Raw genomic sequence first — 18,942 nt, forward strand, 5'->3', positions numbered from 1 at the left:
GCAAGCTTGCTTGCGGTTTTAATAAATAATAAATTCTCAATATGAAGGAAGGAGGTGCATGTATGCCTACTATTAACCAGTTAGTTCGTAAGAGCAGAAAGAGCATGCAGGAGAAGTCCAAAGCACCAGCACTTAAGAATTGCCCGCAGAAACGTGGCGTTTGCACGCGTGTTTACACGTCTACGCCGAAAAAGCCGAACTCGGCTCTGCGTAAGGTAGCTCGTGTTCGTTTGACGAATAGCATCGAAGTTACCGCATATATTCCGGGCATTGGTCATAATCTTCAGGAGCATAGTGTTGTTCTGATCCGTGGCGGTCGTGTTAAGGATCTGCCGGGTGTTCGTTACCACATCATTCGTGGTTCTCTCGATACTGCCGGTGTGCAGGATCGTGCTCAGGGCCGTTCGAAGTACGGTGCGAAACGCGCTAAGAAGAAATAATACAGCTTCGCAAATGAAGACTATGATAAGGAGGTAAAACAATGCCAAGAAAAGGTGCCGTACCTAAGCGTGATGTACTGCCGGATCCGGTGTACCACAGCAAGACGGTTACGAAATTCATCAACAAGGTAATGCTCTCCGGTAAGAAGAGTGTTGCTGAACGCGTCGTATATGATGCATTTGAGACGATCCGTGCTAAAACGGGCAAGGATCCTCTGGAAGTTTTTGAGACGGCTCTGAAGAACGTTATGCCGGTTCTCGAAGTTCGCGCTCGCCGCGTCGGTGGTGCTAACTACCAGGTTCCGGTTGAAGTTCGTCCGGACCGCCGCATGACTCTCGGTATTCGCTGGATCGTGAATTACGCACGTCTCCGTGGCGAAAAGACTATGGACGAGCGTCTCTCCGGTGAACTCATGGATGCTGCCAACAACACCGGCGCAGCAATCAAGAAGAAGGAAGATACGCATAAGATGGCCGAAGCCAATAAGGCATTCGCTCATTATCGTTGGTAATCTTTTCTATTATATAAGGAGCGATATTAAAAGTGGCAAGAGAGTATTCCCTTGAAAAAACTCGTAATATCGGTATCATGGCTCACATCGATGCCGGTAAGACGACTACTACTGAGCGTATCCTCTTCTACACCGGTGTAAATCACAAGATCGGTGAAGTTCACGACGGTGCTGCTACCATGGACTGGATGGTTCAGGAGCAGGAACGCGGCATTACGATTACGTCTGCTGCTACCACCTGTCATTGGAAAGACCATCGTATCAACATCATTGATACTCCGGGTCACGTGGACTTTACGGTAGAAGTTGAACGTTCCCTGCGCGTGCTCGATGGTACCGTAGCAGTTCTGACTGCCCGCGGCGGCGTTGAGCCTCAGACTGAAACCGTATGGCGTCAGGCTGAGAAGTACAATGTTCCTCGTATGGCTTATGTCAACAAGATGGACATCACGGGCGCAGATTTCTACAATGTTATCAACATGATGCATGAACGTCTCCAGGCCAACGCTGTAGCTATTCAGCTGCCGATCGGTGCTGAAGATACGTTCGCCGGCATCATCGACCTCGTTAAGAACGAAGCCATCGTTTATGAAGACGACCTCGGCAAAGTTGCTGACGAAGTTGAAATTCCTGATGACATGAAGGAAAAAGCTGAAGAGTACCGCGAAAAGTTGCTCGAAGCTCTTTCCGAACTCGATGACGAATTCATGGAGAAATACCTCGGTGGCGAAGATATCTCTGAAGAAGATATCAAGAAAGTAATCCGTAAGGGCACTGTTGAGTGTAAACTCGTTCCGGTAACCTGCGGTACTTCCTATCGCAACAAGGGCGTTCAGCCCCTGCTCGATGCCATCGTTGATTATATGCCGGCTCCGGTTGACATTCCGCCCATCAAGGGCATCAACCCGGATTCCGGTGAAGAAGACCATCGTCCGTCCAGCGACTCTGAGCCGTTCTCGGCCCTGGCCTTCAAGATCATGACCGACCCCTATGTTGGTAAGCTGGCATTCTTCCGCGTTTACTCCGGTGTGCTCGATGCTGGTTCCTACGTGTTCAACTCCACGAAGGGCAAGAAAGAGCGTATCGGCCGTATCCTGCAGATGCACGCTAACAACCGTAAGGAAATCGAAAAGGTTTACAGCGGTGACATCGCTGCTGCAGTTGGTCTGAAAGATACCACGACTGGTGACACGCTGTGCGATGAAGCACATCCCATTATCCTCGAATCCATGGAATTCCCGGATCCCGTTATCTCCGTTGCTGTTGAACCGGCTACGAAGAACGACCAGGAAAAGATGGGCGTAGCTCTCCAGAAACTGGCTGAAGAAGATCCGACTTTCCGTGTACGTACCGACCAGGAAACTGGCCAGTGCATCATCTCCGGTATGGGTGAGCTTCACCTCCAGATTATCGTTGACCGTATGCTCCGCGAATTCAAAGTGGACTGCAAGGTTGGCGAACCGCAGGTTGCTTATCGTGAAACGATCCGCAAGACTGTTAAGTCCGAAGGTAAGTTCGTTCGTCAGTCCGGTGGTCACGGTCAGTATGGTCATTGCTGGCTTGAACTCATTCCGCAGGAACCGGGTGAAGGCTTCAGCTTTGAAAATAAAGTTGTCGGTGGTGCAATTCCGAAGGAATTCATCAACCCGATCGAAGCCGGCGTAAAGCAGGCTATGGAAACTGGTGTTGTTGCCGGTTATCCGATGGTGGACATCAAAGCTATCGTTTACGATGGTTCGTTCCACGAAGTTGACTCCTCTGAAGCAGCGTTCAAGGTTGCCGGTTCCATGGCATTCAAGAGCGGTGCAGAGAAGGCAAATCCGGTTCTGCTTGAACCGTATGTTAAGGTCGAAGTCGTCGTTCCTGAAGAATACATGGGCGATGTCATCGGCGACCTGAACTCCCGTCGCGGCCGTATCGATGGTATGGAAGCACGCAACGGTGCTCAGGTAATCAACGGGTTCGTGCCCCTTTCCGAAATGTTCGGTTACTCCACGGATCTCCGTTCCAAAACTCAGGGCCGAGGGAACTACAGCATGGAAGTTGCTTTCTATGACGAAGTTCCTAAGAATATAGCCGAAAAGGTTATTGCTAAAAACAAAGGCGAATAAGGGAGGAAAAAACACAAATGGCTAAAGAAAAGTTTGAGAGAACTAAACCGCATGTAAACATCGGCACCATTGGTCACGTTGACCATGGCAAGACGACGCTGACGGCTGCAATCACGAAGTGCCTGTCCGAAAAGGGTATGGCTAAATTCGAAGATTACGCTGATATCGATAAGGCTCCGGAAGAGCGTGAACGCGGTATCACCATCAACACGGCACACGTTGAGTATGAGACTGAAAAACGTCACTATGCACACGTTGACTGCCCGGGCCATGCTGACTATGTAAAGAACATGATCACTGGCGCTGCTCAGATGGATGGTGCTATCCTGGTTGTTTCCGCAGCTGATGGTCCTATGCCGCAGACTCGTGAGCACATCCTGCTCGCTCGTCAGGTAGGCGTTCCTGCAATCGTTGTTTTCCTGAACAAGGTTGACCAGGTTGATGACCCTGAACTGCTCGAACTGGTTGAAATGGAAGTTCGCGAGCTGCTCTCCAGCTACGAATTCCCTGGCGATGACATCCCTGTTATTGCTGGTTCCGCTCTGAAGGCTCTGGAAGATGATGCTGACATGAAGGCTAAGATCTATGAGCTGATGGATGCTGTTGATGAATACATCCCGACTCCGACTCGTGACACGGATAAGCCGTTCCTGATGCCGGTCGAAGACGTGTTCACCATCACTGGTCGTGGTACTGTTGCTACTGGCCGTGTAGAACGTGGCGAACTCAAGCTGAACGACACTGTTGAAATCGTTGGTCTCCAGGATGAACCGAAATCCACGGTTGTAACTGGTATCGAAATGTTCCGCAAGATGCTCGACAGCGCTGTTGCTGGTGATAACATCGGTGCTCTGCTCCGTGGTATCGACCGTAAGGAAATCGAACGCGGTCAGGTTCTGGCTAAGCCGGGTTCCATCAACCCGCACACGAAGTTCAAAGGTCAGGTTTACGTTCTGACTAAGGAAGAAGGCGGCCGTCATACTCCGTTCTTCACGAACTATCGTCCCCAGTTCTACTTCCGTACGACTGACGTTACGGGCGTAGTTACCCTGCCGGCTGGCACGGAAATGGTTATGCCTGGCGATAACATCGAGATGGATGTTGAACTCATCACTCCGATCGCTATCGAAAAAGGTCTGCGTTTCGCTATCCGTGAAGGTGGCCACACTGTTGGTGCAGGCCGCGTAACGGATGTTGAAGCCTAATTTCAGTTAATTAACCCATGATAAGAGCGGCGCCCGCGCCGCTCTTATTTAAGGGTTAAAATAATATGGTACCCCCCAACGCGATGACGTGGCAGATGGCTCGGCAGCGTCCGAGGGAACTGTTACGGAGAAATGTTTGGGCCAAGAGTCCGGACGATAAGGAGGAAAACAAATTGTCTAAGAACCAAAAGATTAGAATCCGTTTGAAGGCTTATGATCACAAAGCCCTCGATCAGAGCGCAGTAAAGATTGTGGATACTGCAAAGAAGACTGGTGCTATGGTTTCCGGTCCGATTCCACTCCCGACGGAGAAGAATATCTACACGATTTTGCGTTCCCCGCATGTCAATAAGGATTCCCGCGAGCAGTTCGAAATGAGAACTCATAAGCGTCTTATCGACATCCTGCAGCCGACTAACAAGACGGTAGATGCGCTGATGCGTCTCGACCTTCCGGCTGGTGTAGACATCGAAATCAAATTATAATCCGAGGAGGTGGAATGAATGTCTAAAGCAATCTTAGGTAGAAAACTGGGCATGACCCAGATCTTCACGGAAGAGGGCAAGGTTGTTCCCGTTACTGTTGTAGAATCTGGCAACAATATCGTTATCCAGAACAAGACGGTTGAAAATGACGGTTACAATGCTGTTCAGCTTGGCTTCGGTGAAGTTAAAGAACATAAAGTAAACAAACCAATGAAGGGCCATTTCGACAAGGCCGGTGTTAAGCCGGTTAAGTTTATCCGCGAAATGCGTCTTCAGGATCCTTCTGAATACAAAGTCGGTGATTCCATCGGCGTTGACATATTTAGCGAAGGTGAGTTAGTCGATGTTACTGGTACTTCCAAGGGTAAAGGTTTTGCCGGCGGTATCAAACGTCACAACTTTGCTCGTGGTCCTATGGGACATGGTTCCAAATCTCATCGTGAGCCGGGTTCCACTGGTGCGATGATTTCCGGTCCTGGTGGACGCGTGCTGAAAGGCAAGAAACTGCCTGGCCGCATGGGTGGCGAACGCGTTACGGTTCAGCGCCTCACGGTTGTCCGTGTAGATGCAGACCGCAACCTGATCCTCATCAAGGGCGCTATTCCGGGCCCGAAGAAGAGCTTCGTTGTGATTAAGAACACCGTTAAACCGGGCAAAAACTAATTGGAAGGAGGAAAACCTAAATTATGGCTACAGTAGCAGTTTATGACATCACCAACAAGCAGGTTGGCGATATCGAATTGAATGACAGCATCTTCGGCGTAGAGATGAACGCAGGTCTTCTCCATCAGGCCGTTGTAATGCAGCTTGCAGCACAGCGTCTTGGTACGCATGCAACAAAGACGAGAAGCTTCGTCCGCGGTGGCGGTCGTAAGCCTTGGAAGCAGAAGGGCACCGGTCGTGCTCGTGCTGGTTCCACGCGCAGCCCACTGTGGGTAGGCGGCGGTACGGTATTTGGTCCGCATCCGCGCAAGTATGCTTTCAGCATGCCCCGCAAGCAGCGCCGTCTCGCTATCAAGTGCGCACTTTCCGATAAAGTAAAGAACGGCGAACTGGTAGTTCTCGACAGCCTCGATTTCGATGCTCCGAAAACCAAGCAGGTCGTTAAGATGATGAGCGATTTCGCAGTAGAGAAGAAAGCTCTTCTCATCACTGCTGATGAAGCTCTCAATGTGGAGAAATCCGCACGCAACATTCCGGGTGTGAAGGCAATCAACACGATGGGCCTCAATGTTCATGACATCATGAACCACGACAAGCTCTTCATCACGAAGGATGCCGTAACCCGTATCGAGGAGGTATTTGCATAATGGAAGCACGTGATATCCTGATCCGTCCGCTGATTACGGAAAGAACGACTCAGCTCATGGCTGAAGGCAAATACGTCTTCGTTGTTGCAAAAGCAGCTAACAAGATTGAAATTGCTAAAGCAGTTGCTGAAATCTTCAATGTAAAAGTTGAAAAGGTCAATACGGTTAACGTACTTGGCAAAACGAAGCGCATGGGCCGCAACGTTGGCAAGCGCGCTGATTATAAGAAAGCTATCGTTAAACTCGCCGCTGGCAACAGCATTGAGCTTTTCGAAGCGTAAACCCTTGCAAGGAGGAAAATTAAGTGGCAGTAAAGAGTTTTAAACCTTACTCTGCAGGTCGCCGTTTCATGACCGTCGCTTCTTTCGACGAAATCACGGCTGATAAACCTGAAAAATCCCTGACTGAGCGCCTGGTGAAAAAAGGCGGCCGTAACCAGCAGGGCAAGCTGACTGTTCGCCATCAGGGCGGCGGTCACAAGCGTCTGTATCGTGTAATCGACTTCAAGCGCAATAAGGATGGCATCCCCGCTCGCGTGGCTACCATCGAATATGACCCGAACCGCAGCGCTCGTATCGCTCTCCTCAATTACGTTGATGGTGAAAAGCGCTACATCCTGGCACCGAATGGTCTCAAAGTTGGTGACAAGGTTGTTTCCGGTCCGGATTCCGATATCAAGGTGGGTAACGCTCTTCCGCTGAAGAACATCCCCGTTGGTACGACTATCCACAACGTTGAGCTGAAAATCGGCAAGGGCGCACAGCTCGTTCGCAGTGCTGGTACGTCCGCACAGCTCATGGCTAAGGAAGGCGATTACGCACTCCTCCGCATGCCGTCTGGCGAACTTCGCAAGGTGCATATCAACTGCCGTGCTACCATCGGCGAAGTTGGTAACCTGGAGCATGAAAACATTACGATTGGTAAGGCTGGCCGTAACCGTTGGCTGGGCGTTCGTCCGGAGAACCGCGGTACTGCTATGAACCCGAACGACCATCCGCATGGTGGTGGTGAAGGCCGCAGCCCTGTTGGCCGCAAGAACCCTGTTACCAAGTGGGGCAAATGCGCTATGGGTGCCAAGACTCGTCGCAAGAAAGCTTCGGATCGTCTCATCGTCAGAGGCCGTACGAAATAAGTATAGAATTAGGCAGGCAGCATAACGCCGCCTGACGGAAGGAGGAGACACTTTGTCAAGATCTATTAAAAAGGGACCTTTCGTTGCAGAAAGCCTCATGAAGAAAATCACGGCTCTCAACGAAGCTAACGATAAAAAAGTAGTAAAGACCTGGTCTAGAAGCTCCACGATTTTCCCGGACTTCGTAGGTCATACGATTGCTGTTCATGATGGCCGCAAGCATGTTCCCGTTTATGTAACGGAAGACATGGTTGGTCATAAACTCGGTGAGTTCGCTCCCACCCGTACCTTCAAAGGTCATGCTGGTGAAGAGCGCAAGACCGGACTCAAGTAATTTTGCGAAAGGAGAATCCTTGTGGAATCTAAAGCAGTAGCTAAGTTCGTTCGCATCACTCCGCGCAAAGTTCGTGTTGTCCTGGATCTCATCCGTGGCAAGAACGTTGCAGAGGCCTTTGCGATTCTGAAATTCACGCCGAAAGCTGGCGCTGTAGTAGTAGAAAAAGTTCTGCGTTCTGCTGTAGCAAACGCTGAGAACAATTATGATATGGACGTTGACAAGCTCGTCATCAAGACGGCTTTCGCTGATGACGGCCCAACGATGAAACGCATCCATCCGCGTTCCCGTGGGCAGGCCTTCAAGATTTTGAAGCGCACGTCCCATGTAACCATCGTCGTAGACGAGAAGAACTAAGAAGGAGGGAAACGGATTGGGTCAGAAAGTAAATCCGCATGGTATTCGTCTTGGCATTGTCAAGACTTGGGATGCTAAGTGGTATGCAGATAAAGATTTTGCAGATAACCTGCATGAAGATATTAAAATCCGCGATTATCTGAAGCAGAGCCTTCAGGCAGCTGGTGTTTCTCGTGTTGAGACGGAGCGTAGCAAGAACCGCCTCAAAATCACGATTCACACGGCTAAACCGGGTATGGTAATCGGTCGCGGTGGTTCCGGTATCGAACAGATCAAAGAAGGTCTGAAGAAGTACACGGAAAAGAAGGTTGACATCAATATCGCTGAAATCAAGCAGCCGGATATGGATGCAACTCTCGTTGCTGAAAACATTGCTCAGCAGCTCGAACGCCGTATTGCTTTCCGCCGTGCTATGAAGCAGGCTGTTGGCCGTACGATGCGTCTTGGCGCCAAGGGTATCAAGGTTGCTCTGAGCGGCCGTCTTGGCGGTGCCGAAATTGCTCGTAAGGAAGCTTATCGTGAAGGCAGCATTCCTCTGCACACGCTTCGCGCTGATATCGACTACGGTACGGCAGAAGCACATACGACTTATGGCCGTATCGGCGTAAAAGTATGGATCTTCAAGGGTGAAGTTCTTCCGGAAAGAAAGCAGCGTCAGGCTGTAGCTGAAGGGAGCGAAGCTTAATGTTATTACCAAAGAGAGTTAAATACCGTAAGCAGTTCCGTGGCCGTATGAAGGGCAAGGCTCATCGCGGCAACACCGTAAGCCATGGTGAATATGGTCTGGTTGCTCTGGAACCTGCTTGGATCACCAACCGTCAGATCGAGGCTGCTCGTATCGCTATGACCCGTTACATCAAACGTGGCGGTCAGGTTTGGATTAAAATTTTCCCGGATAAGCCGGTAACGGCAAAACCTGCGGAAACCCGCATGGGTTCCGGTAAGGGTTCGCCTGAGTACTGGGTAGCAGTAGTTAAGCCGGGCCGCGTTCTGTTCGAAATGGACGGCGTATCCCGTGAAGTTGCTCAGGAAGCTATGCGTCTTGCTGGCCACAAGCTGCCGATTAAGACGAAGTTCGTTGTTAAAGAAGATGTAAAAGCAGAGGGCGGTGAAGTAAATGAAGGTTAATGAAATCCGTGAGATGAGCGCTGACGAGCTTAACCAGAAACTTACTTCGCTCAAAGAGGAACTGTTCAACCTCCGTTTCCAGCTCGCTACTGGCCAGCTCGAGAACCCGATGCGTATCAAAGAAGTAAAGAAGACGATCGCCCGTATTAAGACGATCCAGCGCGAAGCCGAACTGAAGGCCTAATCGCACACTGATATGCAGAAGGAAGGAGGCTCCCTAATGAGCGAAAGAAACGTACGTAAGATTAAAGTCGGCAAGGTTATTTCCGACAAAATGGATAAAACGGTTGTTGTAGCAGTAGAAGAGCTCGAACAGCACAAGCTCTACAAGAAGCCGGTTAAGAGAACGGTTAAGTTCCATGCCCACGATGAAAAGAACGATGCTCACGTTGGCGATAAGGTTTCCCTGATGGAAACCCGTCCGCTGTCCAAGACGAAGCGTTGGAGAGTTGTGGAAGTAATCGAACGCGCTAAATAAGCGTAAACTAACGAAGAAGGAGGTCCAATAATGATCCAACAGCAAACAATCCTGCAGGTTGGCGACAACACTGGTGCAAAAGAAATCATGTGCATCCGTGTGCTCGGTGGTTCTTACCGCAAGTACGCCAACATTGGTGATGTAATCGTAGCTGCAGTTAAATCCGCTGCTCCGGGTGGCACGGTTAAGAAGGGCGATGTCGTTAAGGCAGTTGTCGTTCGTAGCGTAAAAGGCCTGCGCCGCGCAGACGGTTCCTATATCCGTTTCGATGAAAACGCCGCCGTTATCATCAAAGAAGACAAGACTCCGAAAGGTACGCGTATCTTCGGACCGGTAGCTAGAGAACTTCGCGATAAAGACTTCATGAAGATCGTTTCCCTGGCTCCTGAAGTACTTTAATTGTGAGGAGGTGCGATTTTGGCATTCGTTAAGATGAACGTTAAAAAGGGCGACACGGTCGTTGTGCTGTCCGGTAAAGATAAGGGCAAGCAGGGCAAAGTTGTAACTGCTATGCCGAAGCATGGTAAGGTTGTTGTGGAAGGCGTTAACAAAGTTAAGCGTCACACGAAACCCAACCAGAAGGCTCCCCAGGGCGGTATCCTGGTAAAGGAAATGCCCATGCACGCTTGCAAGGTTATGCTGGTTTGCCCGGCATGCTCCAAAGCAACCCGCGTTGCACATAAAGAAGTCAATGGCAAGATGGTTCGCGCCTGCAAGAAGTGCGGCGAAGTTATCGACCAGACGAAATAATTTGGAAAGGAGGAGCATAAGTGGATAGATTACAGGAAAAATACCAGAACGAAGTATGCAAGGCTTTGACCGAAAAGTTCGGTTACAAGAACGTAATGCAGCTTCCGAAAATCGAAAAGATTATCATCAACATGGGCGTAGGTGAAGCCGTAGGCAACCCCAAGGCTCTGGACTCTGCTGTAGCTGATCTGACGATCATCTCCGGCCAGAAGCCGCTCCTGACCCGTGCAAAGAAATCCCTCGCTGCCTGGAAACTGCGTGAAGGCATGCCCATCGGCTGCAAAGTAACCCTTCGCGGTCAGCGCATGTACCAGTTCCTCGATAAGTTCATGAACGTGGCTCTGCCCCGCGTACGTGACTTCCGCGGTGTAAGCGACAAAGCTTTCGATGGTCGCGGCAACTACGCTATCGGCCTGAAAGAACAGCTCATCTTCCCGGAGATTGAATACGACAAAATCGACAAGCTCCGTGGCATGAACATTGTTATCGTTACGACGGCACAGACGGATGAAGAAGCCAGAGAGCTCCTGAAACTCATGGGTATGCCGTTCAAAGCATAAGGAGGTAAGGAAACTTGGCTAAGAAAGCTATGGTTGAAAAGTGGAGCAAAGAACCTAAGTTCTCCACTCGCAGCTACAACCGCTGCAAGATTTGCGGCCGTCCGCATGGTTATATGCGTAAGTTCGATATGTGCCGTATCTGCTTCCGTGAGCAGAGCTACAAGGGCGCTATCCCTGGCGTAACGAAAGCCAGCTGGTAAGATTTATTTGATTTAAAAGGAGGATATCGATTCAATGGCAATGACTGATCCTATTGCAGATATGCTGACGCGTTTGCGCAATGCAAACAATGTATACCACGAAAGTGTTGAAATCCCGGGTTCCAAAATCAAAACTGCTATCGCTGAAGTTTTGAAGGAAGAGGGTTTCATCAAGGACTACACCTTCACTGAGGATGGCAAGCAGGGCATGATCTCTGTTTCCCTCAAGTACGGCCCGAACCGTGAGAAGGTTATTTCCGGTATCAAACGTATTTCCAAGCCTGGTCTCCGCCAGTACGCAAAGAAGAGCGAACTGCCCCGCGTTCTCGGTGGTCTGGGTATTGCAATCATCTCCACTTCCAAGGGCATCATGAGCGACAAACAGGCTCGTAAAGCTGGTCTTGGCGGCGAAGTTGTAGCATACGTTTGGTAACGAAAAGTAGTCAGGAGGTGTACAGATGTCAAGAATTGGTAATGCACCGATTGAAATCCCGGCTAACGTAACCGTTACTGTCGGTGATGACAATTTGGTCAAAGTTAAAGGCCCGAAAGGTGAACTTTCCCGCCAGATTAGCTCGGAAATGAAAATAACCGTCGAAGGCAATGTTCTCAAGGTAGAACGTCCTTCCGACGATAAGACCCACAGATCTCTCCATGGTCTTTCCCGTACGCTCATCAACAACATGGTTGTTGGTGTTACGGAAGGTTTCTCCAAGAATCTCGAAATCAATGGTGTCGGCTACCGTGCTCAGCTGAAGGGCAATGCGCTGAACCTGTCCCTTGGTTTCTCCCATCCGGTTGTTGTTGAGCCGCCGCAGGGCATCAAATTCGAATGCCCGTCTGCGAACGCTATCACGGTTTCTGGTATCGACAAAGAAGTTGTTGGCCAGATTGCCGCTGAAATCCGCAGCTTCCGTGAACCCGAACCGTACAAAGGCAAGGGCATCAAGTACGCTGGCGAACATATCCGTCGTAAAGAGGGTAAAGCTGGCGCTAAGGGCAAGAAATAAGGTACTGATTCGAGAAAGGAGTGAATCTCTGTGCTGGTTAAAGCAGATAAAAATAAGGCACGTCAGAAACGTCATCTGCGTGTCCGCAACCATATTGCAGGTACGGCAGCTCGTCCGCGCCTCAACGTATATCGCAGCCTGGCAAACATTTATGCTCAGGTCATTGATGATGAAAAGGGCGTAACCCTCGTTTCCGCAAGCACTCAGGACAAGGGTTTTGAAAACTACGGCGGCAACATCGAAGCAGCTAAGGCTGTTGGTGCTGAAGTTGCTAAGCGTGCTCTCGAAAAGGGTATCAGCGAAGTTGTTTTCGACCGTGGCGGTTATGTATATCATGGCCGTGTGGCTGCTCTTGCTGAAGCTGCCCGTGAAGCAGGTCTGAAGTTCTAAATCATCAATCTGAAGGAGGTAAATGAATGGCTAGAAATATGGACAACGAAACTCCAGAGTTCGAGGAGAAAGTTGTATACATAAATCGAGTTGCGAAAGTCGTTAAAGGCGGCCGCCGCTTCTCGTTCAGTGCTCTCGTTGTTGTTGGCAACAAGAAGGGCAAAGTTGGCGTAGGTCTCGGCAAAGCTGCTGAAGTTCCCGAAGCTATCCGCAAAGGCGTTGAAGATGCAAAGAAGAACCTCATCGAGGTTGCTCTCTTCGATGGCCGTACGATTCCGCATGAGATGCTGGGCATCTTCGGCGCTGGTAAAGTTATGCTGAAACCGGCTGCCAAAGGTACTGGTGTTATCGCTGGCGGCCCGGCTCGTGCCGTACTTGAGCTCGCTGGCATCCATGACATTCTGACCAAGTCCCTGGGGTCTTCCAACCCGAACAACATGGTACGTGCTACGATGGAAGGCCTCAAGGCCCTCAAGCGTGCTGAAACGGTTGCTGAACTCCGTGGCAAGACGGTTCAGGAAATCTTAGGTTAAGGAGGGCGCGACAATGGCAAAAATTAAAGTAACTCTTAAAAGAAGCCTGATCGGCCGTCCCGAAACGCAGCGCAAGACTGTTCGTTCTCTTGGCCTGCGCAAGATCAACTCTGTTGTTGAACTGCCGGACAACCCGGCTATCCGCGGTCAGCTCCACAAAGTTGAGCATCTGATTACCGTAGAAAAAATCGCAGAATAAGATAAGACAGGAGGTGCACGCAGATGAAATTACATGAATTACAGCCAGCAGCTGGTTCCCGCAAGGTTCGCAACCGTGTAGGTCGCGGTCTCGGTTCCGGTAACGGCAAGACTTCCGGCAAGGGCATGAAGGGCCAGAACTCCCGCAGCGGCGGCGGCGTTCGCACGGGTTTCGAAGGTGGCCAGATGCCTCTGTACCGTCGTCTCCCGAAGCGCGGTTTCAAGAATATCTGGGCTAAGACCTTCGCTGAAGTGAATGTTGAATCCCTGAACCGCTTTGAGGACGGCACGACGGTTGATCCCGTTGTTCTCGTTGAAGCAGGTATCCTGAAGAACGTTCAGGACGGCATCCGTATTCTCGGCAACGGCGAACTCACCAAGAAACTGACGGTTCGCGCTAACGGTTTCACGAAGTCCGCTGAAGAGAAAATCACGGCTGCAGGTGGCCAGGTCGAGAAGATTGAGGTGAAGTAAGGTGCTTTCAGCCCTTGGCAACGTATGGAAAATTCCGGAGCTTAGGCAGAAAATAACCTTCACTTTGATTATGTTTGCCATCTTCCGGATGGGGACTCATATCCCCGTTCCGGGGGTTGACCCGACAGCGATTGAGCAGTTGTTCGCAAACGGCAACCTCTTTGGTCTGTTAGATCTGTTTTCTGGTGGTGCTTTCAGTAAGTTCTCCATCTTCGCTATGTCCATTACACCATACATCAACGCGGCGATTATCATTCAGCTGCTGAATGTGGTAATTCCGACATTGGAGCAATGGTCTAAGGAAGGTCAGGAAGGACATAAAAAGACCACCCAGGTAACCCGCTACCTTACGGTAGTATTGGCTTTCCTTCAGGCAATCGGCATGTCCATTGGCCTGAAGGCAGCAATCTTAAATCCGAATCCAGTCAACATCCTGATTATTGCAATCACCTTGACGGCTGGAACGGTGTTCCTTATGTGGCTCGGTGAGCAGATTACGGCTAACGGCGTTGGTAACGGTATATCCCTTATCATCTTTGCCGGTATCGTAGCAGCCCTGCCGAAAAACATCGGAACTATTTATCATTACGTCCAGGCTGGTACGATCAGCTACTTCTCCGTGTTCATGTTTGCCCTCATTGCGATAGCCATGGTGGTATTCGTAGTACATGTGGAAAACGGTTTCCGCCGTATTCCCATTTCCTACACGAAACGGGTAGGTGGCAGAGGCAGTTTCGGTGGTCATTCCAGCCATATCCCCCTGAAAGTTAATCAGGCGGGCGTAATCCCAATAATCTTTGCGTCATCCGTGCTGATGTTTCCGGTAACCATTGCCCAGTTTATTGACATTCCCTGGGTAAAGACAATTGCCAGTTATTTGGAGTGGGGTAAACCATTACAGACTACATTATATGTAGGTATGATAATATTCTTTACCTACTTCTATACTGCGGTTACTGTAAAGATATCGGATATGGCAGAGAATCTGAAAAAATACGGTGGTTTCATCCCGGGCATTCGTCCGGGACAGCCAACGGCAGATTATTTAGATCATGTCATGACTCGTATCACGCTTGCTGGCTCGATTTTCCTGGCCTTCATCGCGGTACTGCCCAATATGGTGGCTGCGGCCACCCATATTGAGGGCGTATACTTCGGCGGTACAGCACTGCTCATCGTCGTCGGTGTAGCCCTGCAGACCATGAAACAGATTGAAGCCATGATTGTTATGCGCCACTACGAAGGGTTCATGAAATAAAGGAGGCAAAAAACATGCATATCCTGTTGATGGGCCCCCCGGGTGCCGGTAAAGGCACGCAGGCGGCTGAGCTTGTAAAAGAGTTTGGTATTCCTCACATTTCCACGGGCGATATGTTCCGTGCAGCTGTGAAGGAAGGTACTGAGCTGGGCAAGCAGGCGAAAGCCTGCATGGACGCTGGTAAGCTCGTTCCTGACGAAGTTACCATCGGTATTGTCCGTGAAAGACTTGCCAAAGATGATTGCAAGAAAGGCTTTATCCTGGATGGTTTCCCCCGTACCGTTGAGCAGGCAGATGCCCTCAAAGGTATTATGGAAGACCTGGGACTTAGTCTGACGCGTGTTCTGAACATCAATGTTCCGGCAGCAGACCTCATTGAGCGTGCTGTAGGACGCCGTATTTGTAAGAAGTGTGGTGCTACGTACCATGTGAAGTTCAATCCGTCCAAGACGGAAGGAACCTGCGATGAGTGCGGCAGCGAGCTCTTCCAGCGTGCTGATGATACGGAAGAAACGATGAAGAGTCGTCTTTCCGTATATGAAGATTCCACGCGCCCGCTGATTGATTACTATCAAAAAGCTGGCCTCTATACGGAAGTGGATGGCAGACAGGCGATTGACAAAGTTACTTCAGACCTCGTTGCAGTTCTGAAAGGCTGAGTCAAAACCGTTGGTGAAATTCACGCAGCGATAGAAGTTGTTGTAAGGGCGGCAGGAACTGCCGCCCATTACAATGATTAAATGACAACCTGTTGTTGGGCATGGCATTCGAAAGAATAACTAGAACTCCTTAGATGACTTGGGCCCAACCAATTTCTATAAGAGGAGAAACGCATGTCAAAACAAGATGTTATTGAAGTAGAAGGCAAAGTTCTGGAAGCACTGCCAAATGCAATGTTCCAGGTTGAGCTGGAGAATGGTCATGTTGTACTGGCGCATGTATCCGGTAAGATTCGTATGAATTTCATCCGTATTCTTCCGGGAGACAAAGTCACTATCGAACTCACGCCGTATGACTTAACGCGTGGCCGTATAACCTACCGATTCAAGTAAAGTCATCTCCGCTTTTGTTTGGTTTAAAATTTTTTCATATTTTTTCACTTTGCCACTAGGCAGGGAGAAATAAACATGATATACTAGCAAAATGAGACTGACAATAAGGAAAAGGGGGCAAAACAAAGATGAAGGTAAAACCGTCAGTAAAGCGGATTTGTGAGAAATGCAAAGTCATTAAGCGCAAAGGCCGTGTAATGGTCATCTGCGAAAATCCGAAACATAAACAGAGACAAGGTTAATTATTAAATAAGGAGGTGCTTTATTAATGGCACGTATTGCCGGTGTAGATTTACCCCGTGACAAGAGAATTGAAATTGCATTGACGTACATCTTCGGTATTGGTCTGAAGACTTCGAAGGACTTACTGAAGGAGACTGGTATCAATCCGGATACCCGTACGCGTGACCTCACGGAGGATGAAGTTGTAAAACTTCGTGATGCCATCGATAAGAACGTTCTGGTGGAAGGTGACCTTCGCCGTGAACGTCAGATGAACATCAAAAGACTCGTTGATATCGGCTGCTACCGTGGTCGTCGCCACCGTCTTGGTCTGCCCGTTCGTGGACAGAATACCAAGAACAACGCCCGTACCCGTAAAGGCCCGAAGAAGGCCGTAGCAGGCAAGAAGAAATAAAGGAGGGTTAACTGGTGGCAGTTAAGAAAGCAGTCCGCACGAAGAAAAAAGTTCGTAAGAACGTCGAATATGGCGTAGCCCATATCAGTTCTACGTTTAACAATACGATTGTAACGCTTACCGATAAGAGCGGTAATGCACTTTCCTGGGCCAGCGCAGGCGGCCTTGGTTTCCGTGGCTCCCGTAAGAGCACGCCGTTCGCTGCACAGATGGCAGCAGAAACGGCTGCAAAGGCAGCTATGGAACATGGCCTCAAGCAGGTCGAAGTATACGTTAAGGGTCCTGGTGCCGGCCGTGAAGCCGCAATCCGTTCCCTGCAGGCAACTGGCCTCGAAGTAAACATGATTAAAGATGTTACTCCGATTCCGCACAACGGATGCCGTCCGCCGAAGCGTAGAAGAGTTTAATAGGAGGTGCAAGTAAAAGTATGGCAATTGATAGAGTACCAGCCCTGAAAAGATGCCGTGCCCTCGGCATTGAACCGGCTGTTATCGGTCGTTCCAAAGAATCCAAACGTCAGCCGCGCCGCACGAACCGTAAGGTTTCCGAATACGGCATGCAGCTGAAGGAAAAGCAGAAAGCAAAGTTCATCTACGGCGTACTGGAAAAGCAGTTCCGTGGATACTACGATAAAGCTAAGAAGATGCAGGGTGTAACTGGTGAAAACCTCCTCGGTCTTCTTGAGCGCCGTCTGGACAACGTTGTTTATCGTCTTGGCCTCGCTAATACGCGTCGTCAGGCTCGTCAGCTCGTTCGTCACGGTCATTTCACGGTTAACGGTCATCGTGTAGACATTCCGTCCGCACTGGTTTCCGCTAATGATGTTATTGCAGTTAGCGAAAAGAGCCAGAGCAACGCTTTCTTCAAAGAACTGAAGGAAAGCAGCAATGCTCTGTCCGCTCCGGCTTGGCTCCAGGCTGACCAGGCTAACCTCACTGGTACGGTAACCCGTTTCCCGAACCGTGATGAAATCGATGTTCCTGTTAATGAACAGGCTATCGTCGAGTTGTACTCCAAATAATGAATATTTGTGCCTGTGTGCATAGTGTTCGATTGATTATTGAGGAGGTTCATTCCAGATGATAGACATCGAGAAACCGAAAATTGAAATTGCGGAAATCAGTGAAGACAACCGTTATGGTAAGTTCATCTGTGAACCGCTCGAGCGTGGTTATGGCACGACCTTTGGCAACAGCCTCCGTCGTATGCTGTTGTCCTCGCTGGAAGGTTCTGCAATTACCTCCATCCGTATCGATGGCGTGCTCCATGAGTTCTCCACGATTCCGGGTGTCCGGGATGACGTGACCAATATCGTTCTGAACCTGAAGCAGCTCTGCCTCAAAATGCAGGGCAGTGAGCCTAAGGTTATCCGCATTGATGTGGAAGGCGAAAAGGAAGTTACGGCTGCCGACATCATCTGTGATGCCGACATTGAGATTCTCAATCCGGACCTCCATATTGCTACGGTTGATGCAACTGGCAAGCTCAAAATTGAGATGACTGTTGCCCGCGGCCGCGGCTACATTCCGGCAGAACGTAATAAAAAGCCGGATGACACGATTGGGGTTATTCCCATCGATTCGATTTTCTCCCCGGTACAGCGTGTAAACTACACCGTGCAGGACACGCGTGTAGGTAACGAAACCGACTATGACAAGCTGATTCTTGAAGTATGGACCGATGGTTCCCTGCGTCCGGAAGAAGCTGTCAGCAAAGCAGCCGGTATCCTCGTTATGCACCTCAAACTGTTCCAGAGCATGGACGGCCTGCCGGAAGAAATCGAAGAGGAGGAGGCAACCTTCCCCGAAGAGGTAGAGGATGATACTTCGAAGGTTCTGGAAATGACCATTGAAGACCTTGACCTTTCGGTACGTTCCTTCAACTGTCTGAAACGTGCTAACATCAACACGGTCGCTGACCTGGCTGAAAAGACGGAAGATGACATGATGAAGGTCCGCAACCTCGGACGCAAATCTCTTGAAGAAGTCAAGAAAAAGCTCGAGGAACTCGGTTTAGCGCTGAGAGTAAACAACGATTGAAAAGAGGGAGATAAATGAGCTACAGAAAATTAGGACGTAACTCCGCAGCCCGCAAGGCGCTGTTCACTAGCATTCTTACTTCCTTCTTCAGATATGGACGCATTGAAACGACGGAAGCAAAGGCAAAAGAGCTCCGCAAGTTCGCAGAGCAGCTCATCACGCTGGCAAAGCGCGGTGACCTGAGTGCCCGCCGCAAGGCAATCGCATCCCTTGCTGATGAAGATGTAGTAAGAAAGCTGTTCGACGAAATCGCAGCAAAATACGCAGACCGTCAGGGCGGCTACACCCGTATCCTGAAACTCGGCGTACGCCGCGGCGACGCAGCTCCGATGGTTATCATCGAGCTCGT

At 49.9% G+C, this 18,942-nt stretch carries 34 protein-coding genes; all 34 read left to right on the forward strand.

Annotated elements, in window-relative coordinates:
* Positions 1-62: 62 nt before the first annotated feature.
* Positions 63-440: a 30S ribosomal protein S12 gene (rpsL, locus tag DL94_RS0108165; protein WP_014423830.1), complete on the forward strand. Its 378-nt coding sequence runs from the start codon at positions 63-65 to the stop codon at positions 438-440.
* Between the two features lie 41 nt (positions 441-481).
* Positions 482-952 (forward strand): 30S ribosomal protein S7, encoded by a 471-nt coding sequence (gene rpsG, locus DL94_RS0108170; RefSeq protein ID WP_014423831.1) that lies wholly within the window; start codon positions 482-484, stop codon positions 950-952.
* Positions 953-984: 32 nt separating this feature from the next.
* Positions 985-3,063, forward strand: a complete 2,079-nt coding sequence (gene fusA, locus DL94_RS0108175; protein ID WP_028129743.1) for an elongation factor G — start codon at positions 985-987, stop codon at positions 3,061-3,063.
* Positions 3,064-3,080: 17 nt separating this feature from the next.
* Positions 3,081-4,268 carry an elongation factor Tu gene (gene tuf / locus DL94_RS0108180; RefSeq protein ID WP_028129744.1) on the forward strand — a complete coding sequence of 396 codons (1,188 nt, stop codon included), beginning with the start codon at positions 3,081-3,083 and terminating at the stop codon, positions 4,266-4,268.
* Between the two features lie 173 nt (positions 4,269-4,441).
* A complete protein-coding gene (rpsJ, locus tag DL94_RS0108185; protein ID WP_014423834.1) occupies positions 4,442-4,753 on the forward strand; it encodes a 30S ribosomal protein S10 in 312 nt (103 codons plus the stop codon).
* Between the two features lie 18 nt (positions 4,754-4,771).
* On the forward strand, positions 4,772-5,416 hold the full coding sequence (gene rplC, locus DL94_RS0108190; RefSeq protein WP_014423835.1) for a 50S ribosomal protein L3: 645 nt from the start codon (positions 4,772-4,774) through the stop codon (positions 5,414-5,416).
* Positions 5,417-5,439: 23 nt separating this feature from the next.
* Positions 5,440-6,063 carry a 50S ribosomal protein L4 gene (gene rplD, locus DL94_RS0108195; protein WP_028129745.1) on the forward strand — a complete coding sequence of 208 codons (624 nt, stop codon included), beginning with the start codon at positions 5,440-5,442 and terminating at the stop codon, positions 6,061-6,063.
* A complete protein-coding gene (gene rplW, locus DL94_RS0108200; RefSeq protein ID WP_026767086.1) occupies positions 6,063-6,344 on the forward strand; it encodes a 50S ribosomal protein L23 in 282 nt (93 codons plus the stop codon). Before rplD ends, rplW begins: the two co-directional genes overlap by 1 nt.
* A 23-nt stretch (positions 6,345-6,367) precedes the next feature.
* Positions 6,368-7,195, forward strand: coding sequence for a 50S ribosomal protein L2 (gene rplB, locus DL94_RS0108205; RefSeq protein WP_028129746.1), 828 nt, complete (start codon positions 6,368-6,370; stop codon positions 7,193-7,195).
* A 52-nt stretch (positions 7,196-7,247) separates the two neighbouring features.
* Positions 7,248-7,529 carry a 30S ribosomal protein S19 gene (gene rpsS / locus DL94_RS0108210; RefSeq protein WP_014423839.1) on the forward strand — a complete coding sequence of 94 codons (282 nt, stop codon included), beginning with the start codon at positions 7,248-7,250 and terminating at the stop codon, positions 7,527-7,529.
* 21 nt (positions 7,530-7,550) lie between these two features.
* Positions 7,551-7,886, forward strand: a complete 336-nt coding sequence (rplV, locus tag DL94_RS0108215) for a 50S ribosomal protein L22 (RefSeq protein WP_014423840.1) — start codon at positions 7,551-7,553, stop codon at positions 7,884-7,886.
* 16 nt (positions 7,887-7,902) lie between these two features.
* Positions 7,903-8,571 carry a 30S ribosomal protein S3 gene (rpsC, locus tag DL94_RS0108220; protein WP_026760281.1) on the forward strand — a complete coding sequence of 223 codons (669 nt, stop codon included), beginning with the start codon at positions 7,903-7,905 and terminating at the stop codon, positions 8,569-8,571.
* Complete coding sequence (gene rplP / locus DL94_RS0108225; RefSeq protein ID WP_014423842.1) at positions 8,571-9,014, forward strand: 50S ribosomal protein L16; 444 nt, start codon at positions 8,571-8,573, stop codon at positions 9,012-9,014. Before rpsC ends, rplP begins: the two co-directional genes overlap by 1 nt.
* Positions 9,004-9,198, forward strand: coding sequence for a 50S ribosomal protein L29 (rpmC, locus tag DL94_RS0108230; protein ID WP_014423843.1), 195 nt, complete (start codon positions 9,004-9,006; stop codon positions 9,196-9,198). The genes rplP and rpmC overlap by 11 nt, the downstream gene beginning before the upstream one ends.
* A gap of 36 nt (positions 9,199-9,234) precedes the next feature.
* On the forward strand, positions 9,235-9,492 hold the full coding sequence (gene rpsQ, locus DL94_RS0108235; protein ID WP_014423844.1) for a 30S ribosomal protein S17: 258 nt from the start codon (positions 9,235-9,237) through the stop codon (positions 9,490-9,492).
* A gap of 30 nt (positions 9,493-9,522) precedes the next feature.
* On the forward strand, positions 9,523-9,891 hold the full coding sequence (rplN, locus tag DL94_RS0108240) for a 50S ribosomal protein L14 (RefSeq protein WP_026760282.1): 369 nt from the start codon (positions 9,523-9,525) through the stop codon (positions 9,889-9,891).
* Positions 9,892-9,924: 33 nt separating this feature from the next.
* On the forward strand, positions 9,925-10,242 hold the full coding sequence (rplX, locus tag DL94_RS0108245; RefSeq protein WP_197020732.1) for a 50S ribosomal protein L24: 318 nt from the start codon (positions 9,925-9,927) through the stop codon (positions 10,240-10,242).
* Between the two features lie 20 nt (positions 10,243-10,262).
* Positions 10,263-10,802 carry a 50S ribosomal protein L5 gene (rplE, locus tag DL94_RS0108250; RefSeq protein ID WP_028129748.1) on the forward strand — a complete coding sequence of 180 codons (540 nt, stop codon included), beginning with the start codon at positions 10,263-10,265 and terminating at the stop codon, positions 10,800-10,802.
* A 14-nt stretch (positions 10,803-10,816) separates the two neighbouring features.
* Positions 10,817-11,002, forward strand: a complete 186-nt coding sequence (locus tag DL94_RS0108255; protein WP_028129749.1) for a type Z 30S ribosomal protein S14 — start codon at positions 10,817-10,819, stop codon at positions 11,000-11,002.
* A gap of 34 nt (positions 11,003-11,036) precedes the next feature.
* Positions 11,037-11,435 carry a 30S ribosomal protein S8 gene (gene rpsH / locus DL94_RS0108260; RefSeq protein WP_014423849.1) on the forward strand — a complete coding sequence of 133 codons (399 nt, stop codon included), beginning with the start codon at positions 11,037-11,039 and terminating at the stop codon, positions 11,433-11,435.
* Positions 11,436-11,460: 25 nt separating this feature from the next.
* Positions 11,461-12,012: a 50S ribosomal protein L6 gene (gene rplF, locus DL94_RS0108265; protein ID WP_028129750.1), complete on the forward strand. Its 552-nt coding sequence runs from the start codon at positions 11,461-11,463 to the stop codon at positions 12,010-12,012.
* 30 nt (positions 12,013-12,042) lie between these two features.
* The gene (gene rplR, locus DL94_RS0108270) at positions 12,043-12,402 is read left to right on the forward strand and encodes a 50S ribosomal protein L18 (protein ID WP_028129751.1); all 360 of its coding nucleotides are present in this window, start codon (positions 12,043-12,045) and stop codon (positions 12,400-12,402) included.
* A 26-nt stretch (positions 12,403-12,428) separates the two neighbouring features.
* A complete protein-coding gene (gene rpsE, locus DL94_RS0108275) occupies positions 12,429-12,935 on the forward strand; it encodes a 30S ribosomal protein S5 (protein ID WP_026767081.1) in 507 nt (168 codons plus the stop codon).
* Between the two features lie 13 nt (positions 12,936-12,948).
* Positions 12,949-13,134 (forward strand): 50S ribosomal protein L30, encoded by a 186-nt coding sequence (rpmD, locus tag DL94_RS0108280; protein ID WP_026760287.1) that lies wholly within the window; start codon positions 12,949-12,951, stop codon positions 13,132-13,134.
* A gap of 23 nt (positions 13,135-13,157) precedes the next feature.
* Positions 13,158-13,607 (forward strand): 50S ribosomal protein L15, encoded by a 450-nt coding sequence (rplO, locus tag DL94_RS0108285; protein ID WP_028129752.1) that lies wholly within the window; start codon positions 13,158-13,160, stop codon positions 13,605-13,607.
* A 1-nt stretch (position 13,608) separates the two neighbouring features.
* On the forward strand, positions 13,609-14,865 hold the full coding sequence (secY, locus tag DL94_RS0108290; RefSeq protein WP_028129753.1) for a preprotein translocase subunit SecY: 1,257 nt from the start codon (positions 13,609-13,611) through the stop codon (positions 14,863-14,865).
* A 14-nt stretch (positions 14,866-14,879) separates the two neighbouring features.
* Positions 14,880-15,524 carry an adenylate kinase gene (locus tag DL94_RS0108295; protein ID WP_028129754.1) on the forward strand — a complete coding sequence of 215 codons (645 nt, stop codon included), beginning with the start codon at positions 14,880-14,882 and terminating at the stop codon, positions 15,522-15,524.
* Positions 15,525-15,698: 174 nt separating this feature from the next.
* A complete protein-coding gene (gene infA / locus DL94_RS0108300; protein WP_009645081.1) occupies positions 15,699-15,917 on the forward strand; it encodes a translation initiation factor IF-1 in 219 nt (72 codons plus the stop codon).
* Between the two features lie 128 nt (positions 15,918-16,045).
* The gene (rpmJ, locus tag DL94_RS0108305; RefSeq protein WP_014423857.1) at positions 16,046-16,159 is read left to right on the forward strand and encodes a 50S ribosomal protein L36; all 114 of its coding nucleotides are present in this window, start codon (positions 16,046-16,048) and stop codon (positions 16,157-16,159) included.
* Between the two features lie 26 nt (positions 16,160-16,185).
* On the forward strand, positions 16,186-16,554 hold the full coding sequence (gene rpsM / locus DL94_RS0108310; RefSeq protein WP_014423858.1) for a 30S ribosomal protein S13: 369 nt from the start codon (positions 16,186-16,188) through the stop codon (positions 16,552-16,554).
* A gap of 14 nt (positions 16,555-16,568) precedes the next feature.
* A complete protein-coding gene (gene rpsK, locus DL94_RS0108315; RefSeq protein WP_014423859.1) occupies positions 16,569-16,961 on the forward strand; it encodes a 30S ribosomal protein S11 in 393 nt (130 codons plus the stop codon).
* Between the two features lie 20 nt (positions 16,962-16,981).
* Positions 16,982-17,575 carry a 30S ribosomal protein S4 gene (gene rpsD / locus DL94_RS0108320; protein ID WP_028129755.1) on the forward strand — a complete coding sequence of 198 codons (594 nt, stop codon included), beginning with the start codon at positions 16,982-16,984 and terminating at the stop codon, positions 17,573-17,575.
* Positions 17,576-17,633: 58 nt separating this feature from the next.
* On the forward strand, positions 17,634-18,593 hold the full coding sequence (locus DL94_RS0108325; protein ID WP_028129756.1) for a DNA-directed RNA polymerase subunit alpha: 960 nt from the start codon (positions 17,634-17,636) through the stop codon (positions 18,591-18,593).
* Between the two features lie 14 nt (positions 18,594-18,607).
* A partial coding sequence (gene rplQ / locus DL94_RS0108330) for a 50S ribosomal protein L17 (protein WP_014423862.1) occupies positions 18,608-18,942 on the forward strand: 335 nt, incomplete at its 3' end.

Origin of the sequence: Selenomonas sp. AE3005 (genome assembly GCF_000686945.1) — a bacterium.
In the GTDB taxonomy this organism is placed as follows: Bacteria; Bacillota; Negativicutes; order Selenomonadales; family Selenomonadaceae; genus Selenomonas_A.

Bases quoted from the DNA above. Each gene is read 5' to 3' on its own strand.
- rpsD (WP_028129755.1), top strand. From the start codon at position 16,982: ATGGCAATTGATAGAGTACCAGCCCTGAAAAGATGCCGTGCCCTCGGC.
- rplP (WP_014423842.1), top strand. From the start codon at position 8,571: ATGTTATTACCAAAGAGAGTTAAATACCGTAAGCAGTTCCGTGGCCGT.
- rplD (WP_028129745.1), top strand. From the start codon at position 5,440: ATGGCTACAGTAGCAGTTTATGACATCACCAACAAGCAGGTTGGCGAT.
- infA (WP_009645081.1), top strand. From the start codon at position 15,699: ATGTCAAAACAAGATGTTATTGAAGTAGAAGGCAAAGTTCTGGAAGCA.
- rpsL (WP_014423830.1), top strand. From the start codon at position 63: ATGCCTACTATTAACCAGTTAGTTCGTAAGAGCAGAAAGAGCATGCAG.
- DL94_RS0108325 (WP_028129756.1), top strand. From the start codon at position 17,634: ATGATAGACATCGAGAAACCGAAAATTGAAATTGCGGAAATCAGTGAA.
- rpsG (WP_014423831.1), top strand. From the start codon at position 482: ATGCCAAGAAAAGGTGCCGTACCTAAGCGTGATGTACTGCCGGATCCG.
- rplN (WP_026760282.1), top strand. From the start codon at position 9,523: ATGATCCAACAGCAAACAATCCTGCAGGTTGGCGACAACACTGGTGCA.
- rpsM (WP_014423858.1), top strand. From the start codon at position 16,186: ATGGCACGTATTGCCGGTGTAGATTTACCCCGTGACAAGAGAATTGAA.
- rplW (WP_026767086.1), top strand. From the start codon at position 6,063: ATGGAAGCACGTGATATCCTGATCCGTCCGCTGATTACGGAAAGAACG.
- rpsQ (WP_014423844.1), top strand. From the start codon at position 9,235: ATGAGCGAAAGAAACGTACGTAAGATTAAAGTCGGCAAGGTTATTTCC.
- rplO (WP_028129752.1), top strand. From the start codon at position 13,158: ATGAAATTACATGAATTACAGCCAGCAGCTGGTTCCCGCAAGGTTCGC.
- rplX (WP_197020732.1), top strand. From the start codon at position 9,925: ATGAACGTTAAAAAGGGCGACACGGTCGTTGTGCTGTCCGGTAAAGAT.
- rpmC (WP_014423843.1), top strand. From the start codon at position 9,004: ATGAAGGTTAATGAAATCCGTGAGATGAGCGCTGACGAGCTTAACCAG.
- rpsE (WP_026767081.1), top strand. From the start codon at position 12,429: ATGGCTAGAAATATGGACAACGAAACTCCAGAGTTCGAGGAGAAAGTT.
- rplC (WP_014423835.1), top strand. From the start codon at position 4,772: ATGTCTAAAGCAATCTTAGGTAGAAAACTGGGCATGACCCAGATCTTC.
- rpsH (WP_014423849.1), top strand. From the start codon at position 11,037: ATGGCAATGACTGATCCTATTGCAGATATGCTGACGCGTTTGCGCAAT.
- rplF (WP_028129750.1), top strand. From the start codon at position 11,461: ATGTCAAGAATTGGTAATGCACCGATTGAAATCCCGGCTAACGTAACC.
- rpmJ (WP_014423857.1), top strand. From the start codon at position 16,046: ATGAAGGTAAAACCGTCAGTAAAGCGGATTTGTGAGAAATGCAAAGTC.
- rpmD (WP_026760287.1), top strand. From the start codon at position 12,949: ATGGCAAAAATTAAAGTAACTCTTAAAAGAAGCCTGATCGGCCGTCCC.
- DL94_RS0108295 (WP_028129754.1), top strand. From the start codon at position 14,880: ATGCATATCCTGTTGATGGGCCCCCCGGGTGCCGGTAAAGGCACGCAG.
- tuf (WP_028129744.1), top strand. From the start codon at position 3,081: ATGGCTAAAGAAAAGTTTGAGAGAACTAAACCGCATGTAAACATCGGC.